This is a genomic window from Methylobacterium sp. WL64 (assembly GCF_008039945.1).
Taxonomy (GTDB): domain Bacteria; phylum Pseudomonadota; class Alphaproteobacteria; order Rhizobiales; family Beijerinckiaceae; genus Methylobacterium.
On sequence record NZ_VRVA01000063.1, the window covers coordinates 1 to 17022 of the forward strand.

15 protein-coding genes are annotated in these 17022 nt (G+C 70.7%); 7 read left to right on the forward strand and 8 right to left on the reverse strand.

All coding sequences use genetic code 11. The annotated features are described in order from the left end of the window. Nucleotides 1–221: 221 nt before the first annotated feature. From glcF to FV242_RS21625, 3 genes are all read right to left on the reverse strand, one after another. Nucleotides 222–1550: a glycolate oxidase subunit GlcF gene (glcF, locus tag FV242_RS21615; RefSeq protein WP_147940346.1), complete on the reverse strand. Its 1329-nt coding sequence runs from the start codon at nucleotides 1548–1550 to the stop codon at nucleotides 222–224. 46 nt (nucleotides 1551–1596) lie between these two features. Next, nucleotides 1597–2784, reverse strand: a complete 1188-nt coding sequence (locus FV242_RS21620) for an FAD-binding protein (protein ID WP_147906476.1) — start codon at nucleotides 2782–2784, stop codon at nucleotides 1597–1599. A 122-nt stretch (nucleotides 2785–2906) separates the two neighbouring features. Continuing rightward, nucleotides 2907–4349 carry a lipopolysaccharide biosynthesis protein gene (locus tag FV242_RS21625; protein WP_147940347.1) on the reverse strand — a complete coding sequence of 481 codons (1443 nt, stop codon included), beginning with the start codon at nucleotides 4347–4349 and terminating at the stop codon, nucleotides 2907–2909. Nucleotides 4350–4778: 429 nt separating this feature from the next. Here FV242_RS21625 and FV242_RS21630 point away from each other — a divergent pair, with 429 nt between their 5' ends. Next, nucleotides 4779–6488 (forward strand): methyl-accepting chemotaxis protein, encoded by a 1710-nt coding sequence (locus FV242_RS21630; RefSeq protein WP_187278504.1) that lies wholly within the window; start codon nucleotides 4779–4781, stop codon nucleotides 6486–6488. A 124-nt stretch (nucleotides 6489–6612) separates the two neighbouring features. Here the strand turns inward: FV242_RS21630 and FV242_RS21635 are convergent, their stop codons facing one another. Beyond that, a complete protein-coding gene (locus tag FV242_RS21635; RefSeq protein WP_147940366.1) occupies nucleotides 6613–7113 on the reverse strand; it encodes an N-acetyltransferase in 501 nt (166 codons plus the stop codon). An 836-nt stretch (nucleotides 7114–7949) separates the two neighbouring features. On the opposite strand from FV242_RS21635, the gene FV242_RS21640 reads away from it, so the two are divergent. Together FV242_RS21640 and FV242_RS21645 are read left to right on the forward strand one after the other, a co-directional pair. After that, complete coding sequence (locus FV242_RS21640; protein WP_147906473.1) at nucleotides 7950–9116, forward strand: type III PLP-dependent enzyme; 1167 nt, start codon at nucleotides 7950–7952, stop codon at nucleotides 9114–9116. Nucleotides 9117–9246: 130 nt separating this feature from the next. Then, nucleotides 9247–9798, forward strand: coding sequence for a GNAT family N-acetyltransferase (locus FV242_RS21645; protein WP_147940349.1), 552 nt, complete (start codon nucleotides 9247–9249; stop codon nucleotides 9796–9798). 35 nt (nucleotides 9799–9833) lie between these two features. Here the strand turns inward: FV242_RS21645 and FV242_RS21650 are convergent, their stop codons facing one another. Then, complete coding sequence (locus FV242_RS21650; protein ID WP_147906471.1) at nucleotides 9834–10403, reverse strand: PAS domain-containing protein; 570 nt, start codon at nucleotides 10401–10403, stop codon at nucleotides 9834–9836. 271 nt (nucleotides 10404–10674) lie between these two features. Here FV242_RS21650 and dgcN point away from each other — a divergent pair, with 271 nt between their 5' ends. Both dgcN and dgcA read left to right on the forward strand, forming a co-directional pair. After that, a complete protein-coding gene (gene dgcN / locus FV242_RS21655; protein ID WP_147940350.1) occupies nucleotides 10675–11688 on the forward strand; it encodes an N-acetyltransferase DgcN in 1014 nt (337 codons plus the stop codon). A 1-nt stretch (nucleotide 11689) separates the two neighbouring features. Further along, on the forward strand, nucleotides 11690–12673 hold the full coding sequence (gene dgcA / locus FV242_RS21660) for an N-acetyl-D-Glu racemase DgcA (protein WP_147940351.1): 984 nt from the start codon (nucleotides 11690–11692) through the stop codon (nucleotides 12671–12673). 125 nt (nucleotides 12674–12798) lie between these two features. On the opposite strand, the gene FV242_RS21665 is transcribed toward dgcA, so the two are convergent. Further along, on the reverse strand, nucleotides 12799–13137 hold the full coding sequence (locus FV242_RS21665; RefSeq protein ID WP_147940352.1) for a DUF1491 family protein: 339 nt from the start codon (nucleotides 13135–13137) through the stop codon (nucleotides 12799–12801). 277 nt (nucleotides 13138–13414) lie between these two features. Here FV242_RS21665 and FV242_RS21670 point away from each other — a divergent pair, with 277 nt between their 5' ends. Continuing rightward, complete coding sequence (locus FV242_RS21670) at nucleotides 13415–13705, forward strand: hypothetical protein (RefSeq protein WP_147940353.1); 291 nt, start codon at nucleotides 13415–13417, stop codon at nucleotides 13703–13705. Nucleotides 13706–13782: 77 nt separating this feature from the next. On the opposite strand, the gene FV242_RS21675 is transcribed toward FV242_RS21670, so the two are convergent. Then, entirely contained in the window at nucleotides 13783–14481 is a 699-nt protein-coding gene (locus FV242_RS21675) for a peptidoglycan-binding domain-containing protein (RefSeq protein WP_147940354.1), read from the reverse strand. Between the two features lie 27 nt (nucleotides 14482–14508). Then, on the reverse strand, nucleotides 14509–16386 hold the full coding sequence (locus FV242_RS21680) for a PAS domain-containing sensor histidine kinase (RefSeq protein WP_147940355.1): 1878 nt from the start codon (nucleotides 16384–16386) through the stop codon (nucleotides 14509–14511). Between the two features lie 272 nt (nucleotides 16387–16658). Between FV242_RS21680 and FV242_RS21685 the strand changes: the two genes are divergently transcribed. Beyond that, entirely contained in the window at nucleotides 16659–16979 is a 321-nt protein-coding gene (locus FV242_RS21685; RefSeq protein WP_147940356.1) for a hypothetical protein, read from the forward strand. The last annotated feature ends 43 nt before the right edge of the window (nucleotides 16980–17022 follow it).

Genomic DNA, 17022 nt, shown 5'->3' on the forward strand with positions numbered 1-17022 from the left:
GAAGAGGACGCGACCGGCATGACGGGCAAAGCCCTGTTCTGCACCGTCGCTCCCCTCTCCCGACCCCCTTCGGGGGCCACCCTCCCCCGCAGAGGGGGGGAGGGAAGGCGCGTGTTGGTCTCGGAGAGATTTCTTTTGCAGTCGAGAACCATCCGGATCGCGTTCCGTGAATCCGATAGCCCGCAGCAGGGGAGGGCAGGCGCCCGCATCCGGCCGCAATCCTACTCCGCCGCCTTCAGCCGCGGCGCGACGCCGTCGAGCGCGGCCGGCCTCGGGCCGCCGGTCGCCCAATCGAGCAACTCCACCGTGTGCACGATCGGGATGCCGGTGCCTTTGCCGATCTGCGTGGCGCAGCCGATGTTGCCGGTGGCGATCACGTCGGGGCGGATGCGCTCGATGTTGGCGACCTTGCGGGCGCGCAGCTTGGCGGCGAGCTCGGGCTGCAGGATGTTGTAGGTCCCGGCCGAGCCGCAGCAGATATGGCCCTCCGGCACGTCCTTCACGGTGAAGCCTGCGCGCTTGAGCAGCGTCTTCGGCTCGGTCCGGATGCCCTGGCCGTGCTGCATCGAGCAGGCCGAGTGGTAGGCCACCACGAGGTCGCTCTCCGCGGTCGCCGCCAGATCGAGCTGCGCCACGTACTCGGTCACGTCCTTCGCGAGGCTCGAGACCCGCTTCGCCTTCTCGGCGTAGGCCGGGTCGTCGCGGAACATGAAGCCGTAATCCTTGATCGTCGTGCCGCAGCCCGAGGCCGTGACCAGGATCGCGTCGAGACCCTTGGCGATCTCCGCGTCCCAGATATCGATCGTCCGCTTGGCGTGGGCGTGGGACGAGGCCTCCTTGCCCATGTGGTGGGTCAGCGCCCCGCAGCAGCCCTCCTCGGCATGGACCACCTCGATTCCGTGCCGGTTGAGCAGCCGGATCGCCGCCGCGTTGAAGTCCGGCCGCAGCACGCTCTGGGCGCAGCCGCGCAGCAGGGCGACGCGCCTCGTCGCCGGGCCGCCCGCCGGCGGGAAGCGCCCGACCCGGTTGGTCGGCTCGCGTCCGGGCAGCCGCGCCGGGGCGAGGTCGAGCATCGCGGCGAGCCGGTTGCCCACCCGCGGCAGCCGCGCCACCAGCCCCCGGAACGGCGCGCCGAGCTTGGCGGCGACCAGCGCCAGCCGGAACCGGTTCGGATAGGGCAGGACCTGCGCCAGCAGGGCGCGCATGAACCGATCGTCCGTCGGGCGCGCGAAGGTCGTCTCGATATGCGCCCGGGCGTGGTCGACGAGGTGCATGTAATGCACTCCGGACGGGCAGGTGGTCATGCAGGACAGGCAGGAAAGGCAGCGGTCGATGTGCTTGACCACCTCCGGCGAGGCAGGCTTCCCGCCCTCCAGCATATCCTTGATCAGGTAGATCCGGCCGCGCGGTGAATCGAGCTCGTCACCCAGCAGCAGGTAGGTCGGGCAGGTCGCCGTGCAGAAGCCGCAATGCACGCAGGTCCGCAGGATCTTTTCCGACGCCGCCATGGCGGGATCGGCGAGCTGGGCGAGATTGAAATTGGTCTGCACGATGCCTTCCTGCTGCTCTCCTCTCCGGGCGGAGAGGGGACCGGACTCACACGCCCGCGTACATCCGGCCCGGGTTCAGCACCCCGGCGGGATCGTGCGCCGTCTTGATCCCGGCGGTGATCCGCATCAGCGGCTCCGCCAGGGGCTGGAACACCGGCACTGCGGCCCGGACCGCATCGGGGGCGCGCACCAGCGTCGCATGGCCGCCCTGGGCCCGCACGGCCGCGCGCACGACGGCGGCGCCGGCATCGCCGGCCGATTCCGTGGCGAGCCAGATCAGGCCGCCGCCCCAATCGTAGAACCAGCGTGCCGCGCGCTCGGCCGCGATCGCCGCCACCAGGGCCGGGCCATGACTGGGCGCGGTCGAGATCCGCCACAGGGCGGCCTCCCGGGGCTCGGCGAGCGGGGCGGCATCCCGCACCGCCTGCCACAGGGCGGTGCCGGCCTCGCCCTCCACCAGCTCGGGCGTTCCGAAGCGCTTGAGCAGGCGGCGCAACTCGCCGGTCCGGTAGTCGATCGACTCCGCGAATCCTTCGAGGCGCATCAGCGTCCGCGCCGCCGAGGCGCCGATCCCGGCCGGCAGGTGCGCCGCGCCGGTAAGCTCGAACGGCGAGCCGAGGGCCGCCGCCAGGGCCGCGACCGCGCGGGCATCGTCCAGGCCGGGAAACACCAGGGTGGCGACGCGCTCGCAGGCCGGCAGCACCTTGAAGGTGACTTCGGTGAGCAGCCCGAGCGTGCCGTGGGCGCCGGCCATCAGCTTCACCAGGTCGAGCCCGGTGACGTTCTTCATCACCCGGCCGCCCGACTTGATCGCCTCGCCACGCCCGTTGACGAAGCGCACGCCGATCAGGCTGTCGCGGGCCGCCCCGGCATTGATCCGGCGGGGGCCGGCATTGTTGGTCGCGGCGACCGCGCCCAGGGTCGGCTCACCGCCGGTGCCGTAGAGAGTGCGAAAGTCCATCGGCTCGAACGGCAGCATCTGGCCCCGGGAGGCCAGCAGCGCCTCGACCTCCGCGAGCGGTGTGCCCGCGCGCGCCGACACCACCATCTCGGCGGGCTCATAGAGCGTGACGCCGTCGAGCTTCCGGGCCGAGAGCGTCGCATTGTCCTGCGCCGGGCGGCCGAGCCCCGACGCGGTGCCGCCACCGGCGAGCCGCAGGCGCTCGCCGCGCCCGGCGGCCGCGCGCACGATGTCCTCTGCTTCCGCCTCGCTGCCGGGCTCGTAGCCGCCCATCGTCTCCGCCCCGGTTCTTTTTGGACTCGTTCCAGGCCCGGTTTCGCCGGAACGCGCGGCGGATTCAAGCGGAGGTGGCGTCGCGGGCTTGGCGAAGCGTGGACGTTGAACATCGGGGGCGGCTACTCCGCCGCGATCGTCCGGTCCGGGCGCAGGCGCGACGCGACCTGCCGGCGCAGGCCGGCGATGTCGAAGATCCAGACCAGCGCCCCGTACAGGACCGCCCCGGCCGGGACCAGAACCGCCAGGGCGGTGGCGGGCGGCAGGTGCCGGAACGGCGCGAGCGCCAGGCCCATCGCCCCGCAGGCGAGGGTCGCCGCACCGATCTGGCCCCAGGGCAGCACGATCCGCTCCGGGCCGGTCAGCGCCCGCCAGCCGAGCCAGAGCGCGGCGGCGGCGAGGCCCAGCGTCTGGGCCAGGGCGACGCCCATCCCGCCCATCCGGTCGGGCAGGAGCAGGAGGCCGGCCCCGTTGACCGCGAGCCCGACCAGGGCCGCCGCGATCACCGGAAAGGTCCGGCGGCGGATCTGGAAGACCGGGTTGAGGGCGTAGAACATCATCGCCAGGCAGAACAGGCCGGGCATCAGCGCGACGCTGTAGCTCTCGAACGGGCCGCGATAGGCATCGGGCACCACCAGCCCCTGGAGCGCCGGCAGCACCGCCCAGAAGCCGACCGCGCAGGGTGCCAGCAGGGCGAACACGGTGCCGGCATTCTCGGCCACCTGCGCCTCGGCCGCCGCGCGGCCGTGCTGCTCCTCGGCCTGCACGGCGAACTGGAACAGCAGCAAGTCCAGCGCGGTGCCCAGCGTCATCAGCGAGCGGGAGGTCACGTCGGCGGCGAGCGCGAAGTAGCCGGCCTCGGCGAAGCCCGCATGGCCGGCGATCGCGCCTCGGTTCACGAAGGCGAGGCATTGGTAGGCGGTGTTGGCGGCGATCAGCGGCAGGCCGTAGCGGGCGAAGACCCGCCAGGTCGCGGTCAGGCGCGGCCGCTCGAACGCACTCCGCGGGTCGCGCAGCGGGTGGCGCAGCAGGACCACGGCGACGAACTGGCTGAGCCCCGCCGCCGCCAGCACCCAGGCCGGTTGTGGCAGCCACCAGGCGGCCGCCGCCATCAGGATGAAGGCCAAGACGTTCTTGACCGCCACGAGACCGAGATAGAGCTTCCCGTCGAACCGCGCCCGCGCCAGGGCCGCGTGGTAGTCGAACACCCCGATGCCGAGCGCGGCCAGGGCGGTGCCGCACAGGACCGCCTCCCGCCCGCTCGCGCCGCCGCCGAAGCCGAACGCCCCGCACAGGGCGGCGGCGCAGAGCAGCACCAGGCCGATGCGCAGGTAGGCCCGGTCGAGCCCATGGCGGATCCAGGGCTCGTCCACCCGCACGCGCCCCGAGTAGAACCGCGTCGCCGACAGCCGCAGCCATTCGAACAGCACCGTGTTGAGCACGATCGCCCCGGTGGTCGCCAGCGCGAACCGGCCGAAATCGGCGGGCCCGAGCAGCTGCGCGATCAGCAGCCCGAGGACGAAGTTGAGCCCCGCATTGATCACGAAGGCGGCGATCACGGCCATGGACGGCGCCTCATGCGCGGCGAGGTTTTATAAGGTGCCCCAGGGCTTAGGGTCGGACCCGTAAGACTCTCCTAACAGGGCGGGAACAGGGCGAGGGGCCGCGTGTAGGCCGCAAGCCGCCGCTCGCCTGCCGCGCAGTTTCGACGCGGGCGCGCCATCTCGGAGGCGCGATATACAAAATACGGCAAACAGCAGCTCGATCGTCGATTGATGGTCGAATGACCGAGCTGTAAATAATCTCAAATCCATCAGAGTAGAGAATTAAATTAAGCCATTTTGCGGGCAGTAAGCCGTATAGATGACTCAAATGTTGACATCAATTCGAGCCTGTGAAATTGACTTGCAGGAAATTGGCAGTCATATGGATATTTATAACCGATGTTTGAGATAGATACGAGACATTCGATATCTTTTCGCGTCGGTATATTGGTGACCGTGCTGATCGCATTGTCGATCGCAAGCATTTCCGGCCTGATGCTGACGGAGATGCGTGGCGAACTTCGGGATCGCGCCCAGCTGGCACTCGACAGCAATCTTCGCCTGCTTCGCCAAACCCTCATCGACGAGGGCGGGGCGGGGGCGGCCTTCGCGATCACGGCCGGACAGCTGGTGATCGGGCGGCACGCGATTGCCGCCGACGATCCAGCGGTCGATCGTGTCCGCGACATTCTCGGAGGGACCGCCACCGTGTTCCTCGGCGATACGCGGATCGCCACCAATGTGATGGCGCCGGACGGCCGGCGCGCGATCGGAACGCATCTCGCCGCCGGGGCCGCCCGTGACACGGTCCTGCGTGACGGCCGGGGCTTTCGCGGCGAGGTGGATATTCTCGGCACAGCCTATCTCACCCGGTACGAGCCCATTCAGGACGCCGGCGGCCAGACGATCGGCATCCTCTACGTCGGCGTGAAGAAGGCGGACTTCCTGGCGACCCTGGATGCGTTGTTGCAGCACGCCGTGCTCGTCGGTGTCGCGATCACCCTGGTCAGCGTCGCCCTTCTTTGGGGCGTCCTAAACCGTGCGATGGTGCCGCTCAGAAGACTGACCCATGTCCTCATCGATCTCGGCCGTGGGGATCTCGACCGCGACATCCCCGCCACCCAGCGTCGGGACGAGGTCGGCGCCATGGCGCGCGCCGTGCAGATCCTGCAGATGGACGCTCAGGCGCGCCAGCGTCTCGAACGGGAGGCCGAGATGGCCGCTGTCGAGAAAGCCAGAACCCTGGATCAGCTCGAGGACACGCTCAGCGGCTTCCAGGGTGCCATGCAGGATGTGGTCACGACCGTTGCCCGCAACACCCGCGAGATGGGCGACATGGCGGAGGCGCTGACGGCGATTTCGACACAGACGGCCCGCGAGGCGGATAGCGCGTCGACGATCTCGACCGACACCGCCGCGCATGTCTCGGCCGTATCCGCCGCCACACAGGAATTGTCGGGGTCGATCCAGGAGATCGCGCAGCAGATCGACCGGATGTCGCAAACGGTCCGTCAGGGGAGCGTCACCGCCGGAGAAACGGCCGGGCAAGTGCGGGACCTTGCCGCGACGGGCGAGCGTATCGGACTGGTCGTGGCCTCGGTGCAGGCGATCGCCGAACAGACGAACCTGCTCGCGCTCAACGCCACCATCGAGGCGGCCCGCGCCGGCGAGGCGGGGAAGGGGTTCGCCGTGGTGGCTGCCGAGGTGAAGACGCTCGCGGCCCAGACGGCGAAGGCCACGCAGGACATCGTCGCGCACGTCGCCGAGATCCAAGACGGTACGCGCCGTGCGGTGGTCGCCAACGATCAGGTCTCAGATGTCATGGCCGTCATCTTGGACTCGGCCGCCAGCGTGGCTTTGGCGATTGGGCAACAGGATGCCGCGACACATGAGATCGCCCGCAACGTCCGGAAGGCCGTGGACGGGGCAAGCCAGCTCTCCGGAAGCATCTCGGGCGTTCGCTCGGTCGCCGGCGAAACCGCGGGCGCGGCCGGCGGCGCCCTCGAGGTCGCGCGCGCGATGCGGTCGCAATCGGTACAGATCGATTCTCAGGTCCGCGCCTTCTTGCTGGCGCTGCGGCAGGGGCCGATGGATCGTGGCCAGCGGACGGGCTTGAATAGCTCCGGCCCCGAGCGGGACGCATCGCGCGCCGTCGCTTGACGCATACGGGTCGCGGGTCGGTCTGCGGCGCCAAGCCGGGGTCGCCGCGGCGCTCGAGCGGGCGTCCATCTCGATCGCCGGGTCGAACGCAAACCCAGGCCTGCGCCCGTCGTCGACCGGCTCCCTACAGCCCGCGCTCGTAGCGCCAGGCCTCCATCCCGTCCTCGTAATAGGCGGGCTGCACGGCGAAGCGGGTGTAGCCCCGGCGCTGGTACAGACGGATGCCGGCGCCGTTGTCCGCGCGGACCTCGAGGCGCAGGCGGTCGCAGCCATGGGTGCGGGCCTGGGCCTCCGCGGCGTCGAGGAGCTTGCCGCCGAGCCCGAGGCCGCCGCGGTTGGGCGCCACCGCGATCGAGGCGAGGCGGGCGATCCGGCTCCCGCGTCGCCGCTCCAGCACCGCCGCGCCGACCAGGACCGGATCGCCATCCCCCTCCGGCCCCGCGATCAGCGCCGCAAGGACGTCCATGCTCGGGGACAGGATCGCGTGGCGGATCGCCCGGCGCTCGGCCCGGTCGGTGGCGAAGGCGGCGTGTTCCAGGGCGACGAGGGCGTCGAGGTCGGCGAGCCCGGCCGTGCGGATCTCCGGCTCCGGGAGCCCATCTCCGTGAGGATCGCGCGCGTTCATGCCCAGGGGGGCGTTCACGGGGGCGCTCACGCCCGGGCCGTCGTGCCGGCGCCGAAGCCGGTTCGGTCCGTGCGGATGGATGATGAGGACGCCGCGCCGGAGCCGGGCGCGATGGCGAGACGATCCGGCACCGCTCTCGATCTGTTCGGCCCGGCCATCACACGCTCGACTAAGGACATCGCTCCGGCGGTCAGATGCCCGCTTCCGGACCGCTTGGGAAGCCCGCGCGACCCGGCCGCTGGTCCAGGATGCGGCGTTTTTGCAACGGCGGCGGCCGTGGGCGGATCGCGTGGGGGAATACGGGTCGATCGGGCCCGAAACCCCTTGTTGTCGGGGGTCGTTCTCCATATATGCGCGGTGCCCAATTTCGCACGTGCCTGTGGCCGCGTGCCGGTTGGTGGGCATCCGGTCAACTGCCGGACAGCCGCCAGGGGTCTTAAAGGATCGATGGTCGCAAGGGTGGATCCCTACGGCCGGCATCCAGGTGGCAACACCGGACCCCGACAACAACCGGCAGCCGGAGGCGAAACCGGCGAACCCCGCTCTCCACGGGGGACGCAGCTTAAAGCAACGACGAACGGGCTTTTTTGGTCTCGTCGGCCCTCCAAAGGCCGGCACCGAAGAGGCTTGTTTCTCTTTGCCCGGCGTGCGGTGGGGGTCCTCCCTTCCAATCCACGGCAGCTTCCGGGTGCTCTGCGCCCGCATGGATCGACGCGTCTCCAAAGCGCGTGGGTCCGCGCGACGCATCGCTCCCTGACGCCGACGGCCCGTTGGGCCGTCACATCGACAGCGCGCCCGCAAGTCGGGCGCTCGCGAACCCGTGCCGGGAGACGACCATGACCGATCGCATCCGTGATTTCCTGCGCGTGCGCCGTGACCTCGGTCAGGACGAGGGACCCGTGATGGTCCTCGACCTCGATGTCGTGCGCGACAACTACACCGCCTTCGCGCGCTCCCTGCCGGACACCCGCGTGTTCTACGCCGTGAAGGCTAATCCGGCCCCCGAGGTGCTGCGCCTGCTCGCCGAGATGGGCTCCTGCTTCGACACCGCCTCGGTGGCCGAGATGGAGATGGCGCTGGCCGCCGGCGCCACCCCGGACCGGATCTCCTTCGGCAACACCATCAAGAAGGAGCGCTGCATCGGCCGCGCGCTCAAGCTCGGCATCCGCCTGTTCGCGGTGGATTGCCAGGCCGAGGTCGACAAGATCGCCCGGGCCGCCGAGTCCGTGGAGGTCGCGGCCTCCGACGTGCGCGTGTTCTGCCGCATCCTGTGCGACGGCGCCGGCGCCGACTGGCCGCTGTCGCGCAAGTTCGGCTGCGTGCCCGAGATGGCGACCGACGTGCTCGAGCACGCCCACCGGCACGGTCTGGAGGCCTACGGCATCTCGTTCCACGTCGGCTCGCAGCAGGGCAACACCGAGGCCTGGGACGGCGCGCTGGGCTCCGCGGCGGCGATCTTCCGCGAATGCGCCGAGCGCGGCATCGGCCTGTCGATGGTCAACCTCGGCGGCGGTTTCCCGACCAAGTACCTCAAGGCGGTGCCGGGCGTGGAGAGCTACGGCGAGGCGATCTTCCGCGGCCTCACCAAGCATTTCGGCAACCAGATCCCGGAGACGATCATCGAGCCAGGCCGCGGCATGGTCGGCAATGCCGGCCTGATCGAGGCGGAAGTCGTGCTGGTGTCGAAGAAGTCCGCCGATCCCGACGAGGTGCGCTGGGTCTATCTCGACATCGGCAAGTTCGGCGGGCTCGCCGAGACCATGGACGAGTCGATCCGCTACCCGATCCGCACCACCCGGGACGGGGACCGGACCGAGCCGTGTGTCATCGCCGGCCCGACCTGCGATTCGGTGGACGTGCTCTACGAGCGGCAGCTCTACCCGCTGCCGGTCTCGCTCTCGATCGGCGACAAGGTCCTGATCGAGGGCACCGGCGCCTACACCACGACCTACGCGGCGGTGGCCTTCAACGGCTTCCCGCCCCTCCAGCAGATCGTCATCTGATTTTTTTTCGGATCGTTCCGGCGGCCCACGGCCGCCGGACGTCGATCTCGAAAGCCGCAGGGATGGAGGGCGTTCGGCCCGCCATCCAAAAATAGCTTCTCCCGCTTGTCGGCCCGGGGAGGGCGTTGCCATGATCGAGATCCGCGCGGAGCACCTGCACGACGTCCCGGCGCGCGAGCGCCTGCTGGACGCCTGTTTTGCCGGCAATCGACGCGCCCGGACCTCGGAGCGCCTGCGCGAGGGGCGGCGTCCCGCCCGCGGCCTCGCCCTCGCGGCGACCCGGGCCGGCCGCCTCGTCGGCACCCTGCGGTTGTGGCACGTCGAGGCCGGCCTCGCCCGCCCGGCGCTGCTGCTGGGGCCGCTCGCGGTCGATCCGGCGATCCAGGGCCAGGGGCTCGGCTCGGTGATGATGCAGGCCGCCCTCGGGCGGGCGGAATCGCTGGGTCACGGCGCGGTGCTGCTCGTCGGCGACGCGCCCTACTACGCGCGCTTCGGCTTCGACCAGGCGCTTACCGAAGGGCTGACCCTGCCGGGTCCGTTCGAGCGCGTGCGCTTCCTCGGACTGGAACTCCGCAAGGGGGGGCTCGCGGGCGCCGCGGGCATGGTCCGGCCGACGGGCGTCCTCGCCCCGGTCGAGCCCGTGGCGGACGAGGCGGTGGTTGCGCGACGACGCGCCGCCTGATGGCCGCGGCCGGTCCGGGTGAGCCCGGGCCGGCCTCAGTGAACCGTTTCGCCGTCCCCGACGCCGGATGCGTCGGGCGAGACCGCCATCAGCCGCGCGATCTCCTGCGCGACCCGGAACAGGGCCTCCTGCAGGGGCGCCAGCGCGGCCTTGCCGCCATCCTCTTCGATCAGGCCGTGCGCGATCAGCAGATGGTCGGCTACGAGATCGAGGGTCGAGACCGGAGCCGTGGAGGGACTCGGCGGCGGCGGGACGAAGCGCCCGAGGCCGCCCTGCGCCTGCAGGGCCTCGCTGCCGGGGGTGATCTCGGTGATCGAGCCCAGGAATCCCAGAAAGGTTCGACCGGGCGGCCCGTAGGAAGGCACCGCCCCGGCCATCGCCCAGATCGACGCGCCGCCCTCGCTGGACAGGCGGAACTGGACGGTGAACTCGGCCTGCGCCTCTGCGGCCTCCTTGATGACCGCCCGCAGCACTGCGCCGTCCTCGCTGTGGAGCCGCTCGAACCAGCCCTGCCCGACGGCGTCGCGGCTGGCCTGCCCGGTAAGGCCATGCCATTCGGAGCTGACATACGTCAGGGCGCCTGTAGCGTCGGTCATGAAGATCATCGGATGACCTCCGGATGCGGAAGGCGGCTCGACGGATAGAATCCGCCCATCGCGAGCGGGACTCCCTCGGCAATCGTGCGCGGATGCCGCCCGTTCCGGCGCGCGGGCCGAAAGGACGGAGCGGCCTGGGAAATCCACCGCTGCCCGGACATGCCGGCGATGCGCCGGACAGGGGCGGCGTCCACCGCCCTGGCCGCCATCGTGCATTGCGCCGGGCGGCCACGATCCCGCATAGACGGACCGCCGGCTTCCCCAGAAGGCTTTTCGACCGATGCAGATCGCCACGCCCTATCTGATGTTCCTGGGTGACGTGCCCGACACGCTGGCGGCCAAGACCGCCTACGGCATCAAGGATTGGCGCCCGGAATGGTGCGTCGGCCAGATGCGTCTCCCCGGCTGCGCGGCCGATCTGGGGATCCCCGACATGACCCTGCCGGAGGCCCTGGCCAAGGGCTGCCGGACCCTGGTGATCGGCGTGGTCAACGCCGGCGGCACGCTGCCGGACCATTGGATCAAAGAGATCGTGGCGGCGATCGAGGCCGGTCTCGACGTGGCGAGCGGCCTGCACGTCAAGCTCGGTGCGGTCCCGGTGATCGCGGAGGCCGCCGCCCGGCGCGGCCGCCAGCTCCACGACGTCCGCCACACCGATGAGCGCTTCCCCACCGGCAAGGGCACCAAGCGCGCGGGCCGGCGCCTGCTCACCGTCGGCACCGATTGCTCGGTCGGCAAGAAGTACACCGTGCTGGCCTTGGAGCGCGGCATGCGCGAGCGCGGCCTCGACGCGGATTTCTGCGCCACCGGACAGACCGGCGTGTTCATCTCCGGCCGGGGCGTCGCCATCGACGCGGTGGTGGCCGACTTCATCTCCGGTGCGGTCGAGACGATCTCGCCGGAGGCCGCCCCGAATCACTGGGACCTGCTGGAAGGGCAGGGTTCGCTGTTCCACCCGTCCTTCGCGGGGGTCAGCCTGGGCCTCCTGCACGGTGCGCAGGCCGACGCCTTCGTGGTCTGCCATGAGCCGACCCGCACCACGATGCGGGGCGTGAAACACCCGTTGCCGACCCTCCAGCAGGTGATCGACCTCACCGTGCAGCTCGGCAGCCTGACCAACCCGGCGATCCGCCCGGTGGGCATTGCCGTGAACACGCAGGCGCTCAGCGAGGGCGAGGCCAAGGCGCTTCTCGACAAACTCGCCGCCGAGCACGGCCTGCCCGCCACCGACCCGGTGCGCTTCGGCGTCGCCGGGCTGGTCGACCGGATCGTCGCCGACTTCCCGGAGGTCTGACATGGCCCGCCGCCTGACCCTCTCCGTCGAGCGCTTCCCGATCGCCGGCGCGTTCACGATCTCCCGGGGCAGCCGCACCGAGATCGCCGTGGTGGTGGCGACCATCACGGACGCGAACGGGATCGGGTGCGGCGAGTGCGTGCCTTATCCGCGCTACGGCGAGAGCGTCGAGAGCGTCGTCGCGCTGATCGAGGGGCAGGCGGAGGCGATCGCCGCCGGGATCGGCCGAGACGAGCTGACCGCACGGATGAAGGCGGGGGCGGCGCGCAACGCCCTCGACTCGGCCCTGTTCGACCTGGAGGCCAAGCTCCAGGGCCGCCGGGCCTGGGAGATCGCCGGGCTGCCGGCGCCGCAGCCGGCCGTCACCGCCTACACGCTGAGCCTCGGCACGCCCGAGAGCATGGGCGAGGCCGCTCGCACGGCGTCCCACCGGCCGCTGCTCAAGGTGAAGCTCGGCGGCGTCGGCGACCCCGAGCGCATTGCAGCGGTGCGGGCGAGCGCCCCGCAAGCCCGGCTGATCGTCGACGCCAACGAGGCGTGGCGGCCGGAGACCGTCGAGGCCAACCTCGCGGCCTGCCTGGCGGCGGGCGTCGCGCTGATCGAGCAGCCCCTGCCGGCCGACGCCGACGCGTTGCTCGCCGAGATCCCGCACCCGGTCCCGGTCTGCGCCGACGAGAGCCTGCACGACCGCGCCGGCCTCGACGGGCTGGCCGGCCGCTACGACGCGATCAACATCAAGCTCGACAAGACCGGCGGCCTGACCGAGGCGGTGCTGCTCGCCCGCGAGGCCCGGGCCCGGGGCCTGTCCGTGATGGTCGGCTGCATGCTCGGCACCTCGCTCGGCATGGCGCCCGCCACGCTGCTGGCGTCCCAGGCCGACTTCGTCGACCTCGACGGCCCCCTGCTGCTCGCCCGCGACCGCGCCCCGCCGCTGCACTACGACGGCAGCATCGTGCATCCGCCGGAGCCGGAATTGTGGGGGTAGGGGAAGCGACAGGATCGGGGTGATGGCTCACCGCCCCGCCCTGAATCCGGTGGCGGTATTGAGCTGAATAACACGATTATCATTCACATTATTATTGGCGATCTCCCAGGCTGAGAGCGTCTAAACTACTCCGCCAATTCCAAAAAATGCCGTCCCTGTCGATCGTCGATCTCGACGATCCAGAGATCGGAATCGAACCGGATCTCCTTGGTCAGCCGCTCCTCGACGTCGAGCGGCGTGCCGCCCGTGACGAGCGCGGTGAAGCGGCGGTCGCCGCTGTCCTCAGCCTCGAACAGGGCCTGGGGGGCAGGGCCGTAGAGGTCGGCGGTGCCGTCGAGGCGGTCGACCTTGACGAAGATCGCGCCGGCCTCCGGAGAGCCGCGCCGCCGCTGGACCGCCGGGATGCCCTCGATGCCGAGGCGGCGCAGGTGGGCCGAGACCCAGAAATCGGAGCGCAGGCGCATGCGTGTCGGGCCTCCCGGACGAGCGCCCGGGATGCGCGAAAGCGGCCGCTTGAGCAACCGTGGATCGGACCGCTCGCATCGCGCCAGACCCGGCCTTCGCCCGACCGGATGCACAACGATCAAGTCGGCCGAGTAATCCGAGAAAATAATCCGTCAAGATCGGGATTAAAATAAGATCAATCGATGTGTTATTGCGCACATAATCACTGAATTCTGATGATTAACTGAGCATAAGCCGCTCAGATTTGCAGGAGACGGCGCGGAAAGGAGCATCTACATGCCGAGATTCGCTTGGATTGCTGCACTCATCCTGTCCTCCGCCTGCGCGGTCAGCGCACCGGCCGACGTCAAGGCGGAAACGCTGATGGATCTGCTGGGCAACCGCGAGTCGAGGTCCTGCCCACGCTATCAGCGGACCGCGAGCGACCCCTGCAACATCGTGGTCCATCGATCCGGGGGAAATCCGACCCAGGACATGACCGGGTCGATCGGCCATGCGAAGTCCTGGCAGGGTAATGGCGGCCCGCACTGCAAGACGATCTGCCGCTTCACCGGCACGCAATACTGAGTGCGCCAAGCCGGCGGATCCGGGCCTCGCCCGGTTCTCGCCGGCTCCTATAGGCCCTCGCCGCGCCGGCGAGCGCCTCAACCCTGTCCGGCGTGGGACAGCAATGCGCGCAGGGTCCGGCCCGCGGCCTCGCCGGTCACCGGCAGCTTGGCGCCGCGCTCGAACTTTTCGATCGCCGCCCGGGTGCCCGGCCCCATCGCACCGTCCGGCTTGACCGGATAGCCGAGCTTCGACAGCGCCTTCTGCGCGCGTAACACCGGATCGGCGTCCTTTTCGGATTTGGCCGTCTTCGGGGCTTCTTTGGCGGTCTCCTTCGGTGCCGGCTTCGCGGCAGACCGGGTCGGGACGGCCCTGGGCGTCACCGAGGCGGTCGTCTCGTCGGAGCGGATCAACTCGGCGATCGGGTCGCGGACGGCCTGCTTGGCCGCGGCGCGTTCGGGTTGCACCGGCTCCTTGGCGACATCCCGGATCGCCTCCTTCGGGGCCGCCGCCGCCTCGCGCGGGGCAGGGACCTTCTGAGCCGCGACCTTGGGCAGGATCGGCGCCGGATGGCGGCCGGATTGATGGCCGAGGGCATTGAAGCAGATGAAGCCGGCCGCTCCCACGGCCACGAGGCTGCTGACCACCGTGCCGGGGCTGTTCCGGCACGAGGCGCCCGTGGCCTTCATGGCCCCCACGAGCACGCCGCGCCAGTCGCTCGGGGCGGCGCGCCGCTGGACGGGACGGTGGGCGGAGCGTGCCTCGCCCGGGACGGTGATCTCGCGGTAGCCTGACATCGTGTCTCCTTCTCGCGGATCGCTGGCTCAGCCGGCGCGGCGCAGGGCCGGCTCCGACGCGGCGCCGGGTTCCGCGTCGAACAGGCCGAGCGGCAGGCGCACCACCGCCCGGCGCGGGGCGGCCGCGCCGCGCACGGCCGTGCGGATCGGGGCGGGGCCTGCCGCGGCCGCCGGATCCCGGCAGACGAAAGGCAGCGTCACGGTGACGGCGGTCCCGGCACTCGGGGCGCTCTCGATCAGCATCGCGCCGCCGTGCAGGCCGACGAGGCCCTGCACCACCGAGAGGCCGAGACCGGTTCCCTCGTGCTGGCGCTTGTAGCCGCCGCTGCCGGCCTGGAAGAACGGCCTGCCGAGCTTGGGCAGGTCGCCCTCGCCGACGCCGACGCCGGTATCGGCGACGACGATCTCCAGGCCATCCGGGCCACGGCGCAGGGACAGGTCGACCCGTCCGCCCCGCGGGGTGAACTTCACCGCGTTCGAGATCAGATTGATCAGGACCTGTCGGCACGCGCTGGGATCGGCCGTGATCTCGATCGGGCCCGGCACGGAGGCCGCCAGCGTGACCCCTGCGGTCTCGGCCTTGAGACGCATCAGGTCGCAGCAGGTCTGCACCAGCGCAGCGGCATCGAACGTCTCCGGCGCGTAGTCGAAGTTGCCGCTCTGGATCCGGCTCATGTCGAGGAGCGTGTTGACGACGCCGAGGAGGTGGTGGCCGGAGGAGCCGATGATCCCGGCATATTCCCGGGCCTGGTCCGGGCTGAGGCTGACCGCGCCTTCACCGGCAAGCACTTCCGAGAAGCCGATGATCGCGTTGAGCGGCGTGCGCAGCTCGTGCGTGACGTTGGCCAGGAACCGCCCCTTGATCGCGTCGGCGCGCTCGGCCTCGGCGCGGGCGCGCTCCAGCTCCTCGGCGTGGCGGTGATGCTCGGTCATGTCGCGGGTCACCGCCACCACCGTCATGGCCGTGTCGTGGGGGCCGTGCGCGATCCGGTGGGCGCGCATCTCGGCATGGATCAGGCGGGCGCCGTCGGGCCGGCCGGCGGCGGGCTCGACGTGGAGGCGCAGCGGCAGCGTGGCCGGGCGCCCGCTGGCGGCGACGTCGCTCACCGCCTTGAGGAAGGCGGGACGGTCGGCGACGTGGACCCGCTCCAGCAGGCCGTGGCCGCGCAGCTGCGCCGCGTCGCTGCCGACCATCCGGCTCGCCGAGACCGACGCCTCGAGCACGCGGCCGTTGCGGTCGTGCCAGGTCACGAGGTCGTCGATCGCCGACAGCAGCAACCGGTCGCGGGCCTCGTTGTCGCGCAGCCGCTCGCGCCAGGTGCCCTCGTTGCGCATGTGCTCCAGGGCCTGGGCGGCGACGTGGCCGATCGCGGTGATCGCGAAGACCGGAAGGGCGACGCTGGCGGAGATGTCCACCAGCGGGACGGCGCCGCCCCAGGAGCCCAGGAAGACCACCCCCAGGACGCCGAGGACGGCCAGGAATGCCGCTGCGGCGGTGGCCCGCATCGAGCCGGACACCAGGGCCTCCAGCGGGATCGCCACCAGCCAGACCGCGGCCGGGGAGGTGGCTCCGCCGGTGAGGCCCGCGAGGCAGACCACCAGCCCGGTCAGGCCGGCCGACGAGATCGCGTGCGCCATCCAGAGGCACCCGGTGCGGGCGAGCAGCACGGCGGCCAGCACCGGCAGCAGCAGGCTGGCGATCGCCACCACCTCGATGCCCGACGGCACCCCGCGCCAGAGCAGGTAAGGCGGCAGCGCCGCCATCATCACCACGCCGGTGGCGAGGCGCGACACCAGGAAGCGCTCATGCCGGAACCGAACGCTCGCATCATCCGCCACGGATTCGTGGACGAGCCCCGCGAGACGGTCGTCGAGCAGAGACGTCAGGGCTTTTTTTACAGGCAAGGCTCACACGCGCCGCGGTGAATGCCAATCGACATTCCCCGCGCCTCCGGCTCGACTTCAAAACGACTACCGGACAGTCGCAGGGGCGGCTTAAACGAGTGTTGCGCGACTTGGCCGAATGCGCGGGATGCTTTCCGTAAGGTAACCAGACTTCTACGCGCGGGCTTCGTTCACCATGGCGCGTGAAAACCGAACCGGTTGAGGCGGAGTTCACGAAACCGGACGGATTTTCGCGTTCGATAGCGCGCGACATCCGCCACGGAGCCCGCCCGATGACTTTCCTGCTGCGCGCCGCGCTGGTGATCGGCGCGCTCTCGTACTGCGCCCTGCTGCGCACCGGCGCGGATCCGGCCGCGGAGACCCGCAAGCTTACGGGCGCGGCCGCCGCGAACGCTCGGAATGCGGTTCCGGCCGCCCTCGACGCAATCCCTACGGAGACCCGGGACCGGGCGGTGCGTGCAGTGCTGGCCCGGGGCCTGATGGCGGAGCTGAGCCGACGCGCCGGCGTTGACGAGCCCGAGCCGGCCTCGAACGACACGCTGGAAGCCTCCGACCGGCAGCCCGCCTGGCGGGGCCCGTCGGATCCGCGCTGATATCGGGTTTCCAAAGGGCCGAGCCCTTCTGAATCCCTGACCG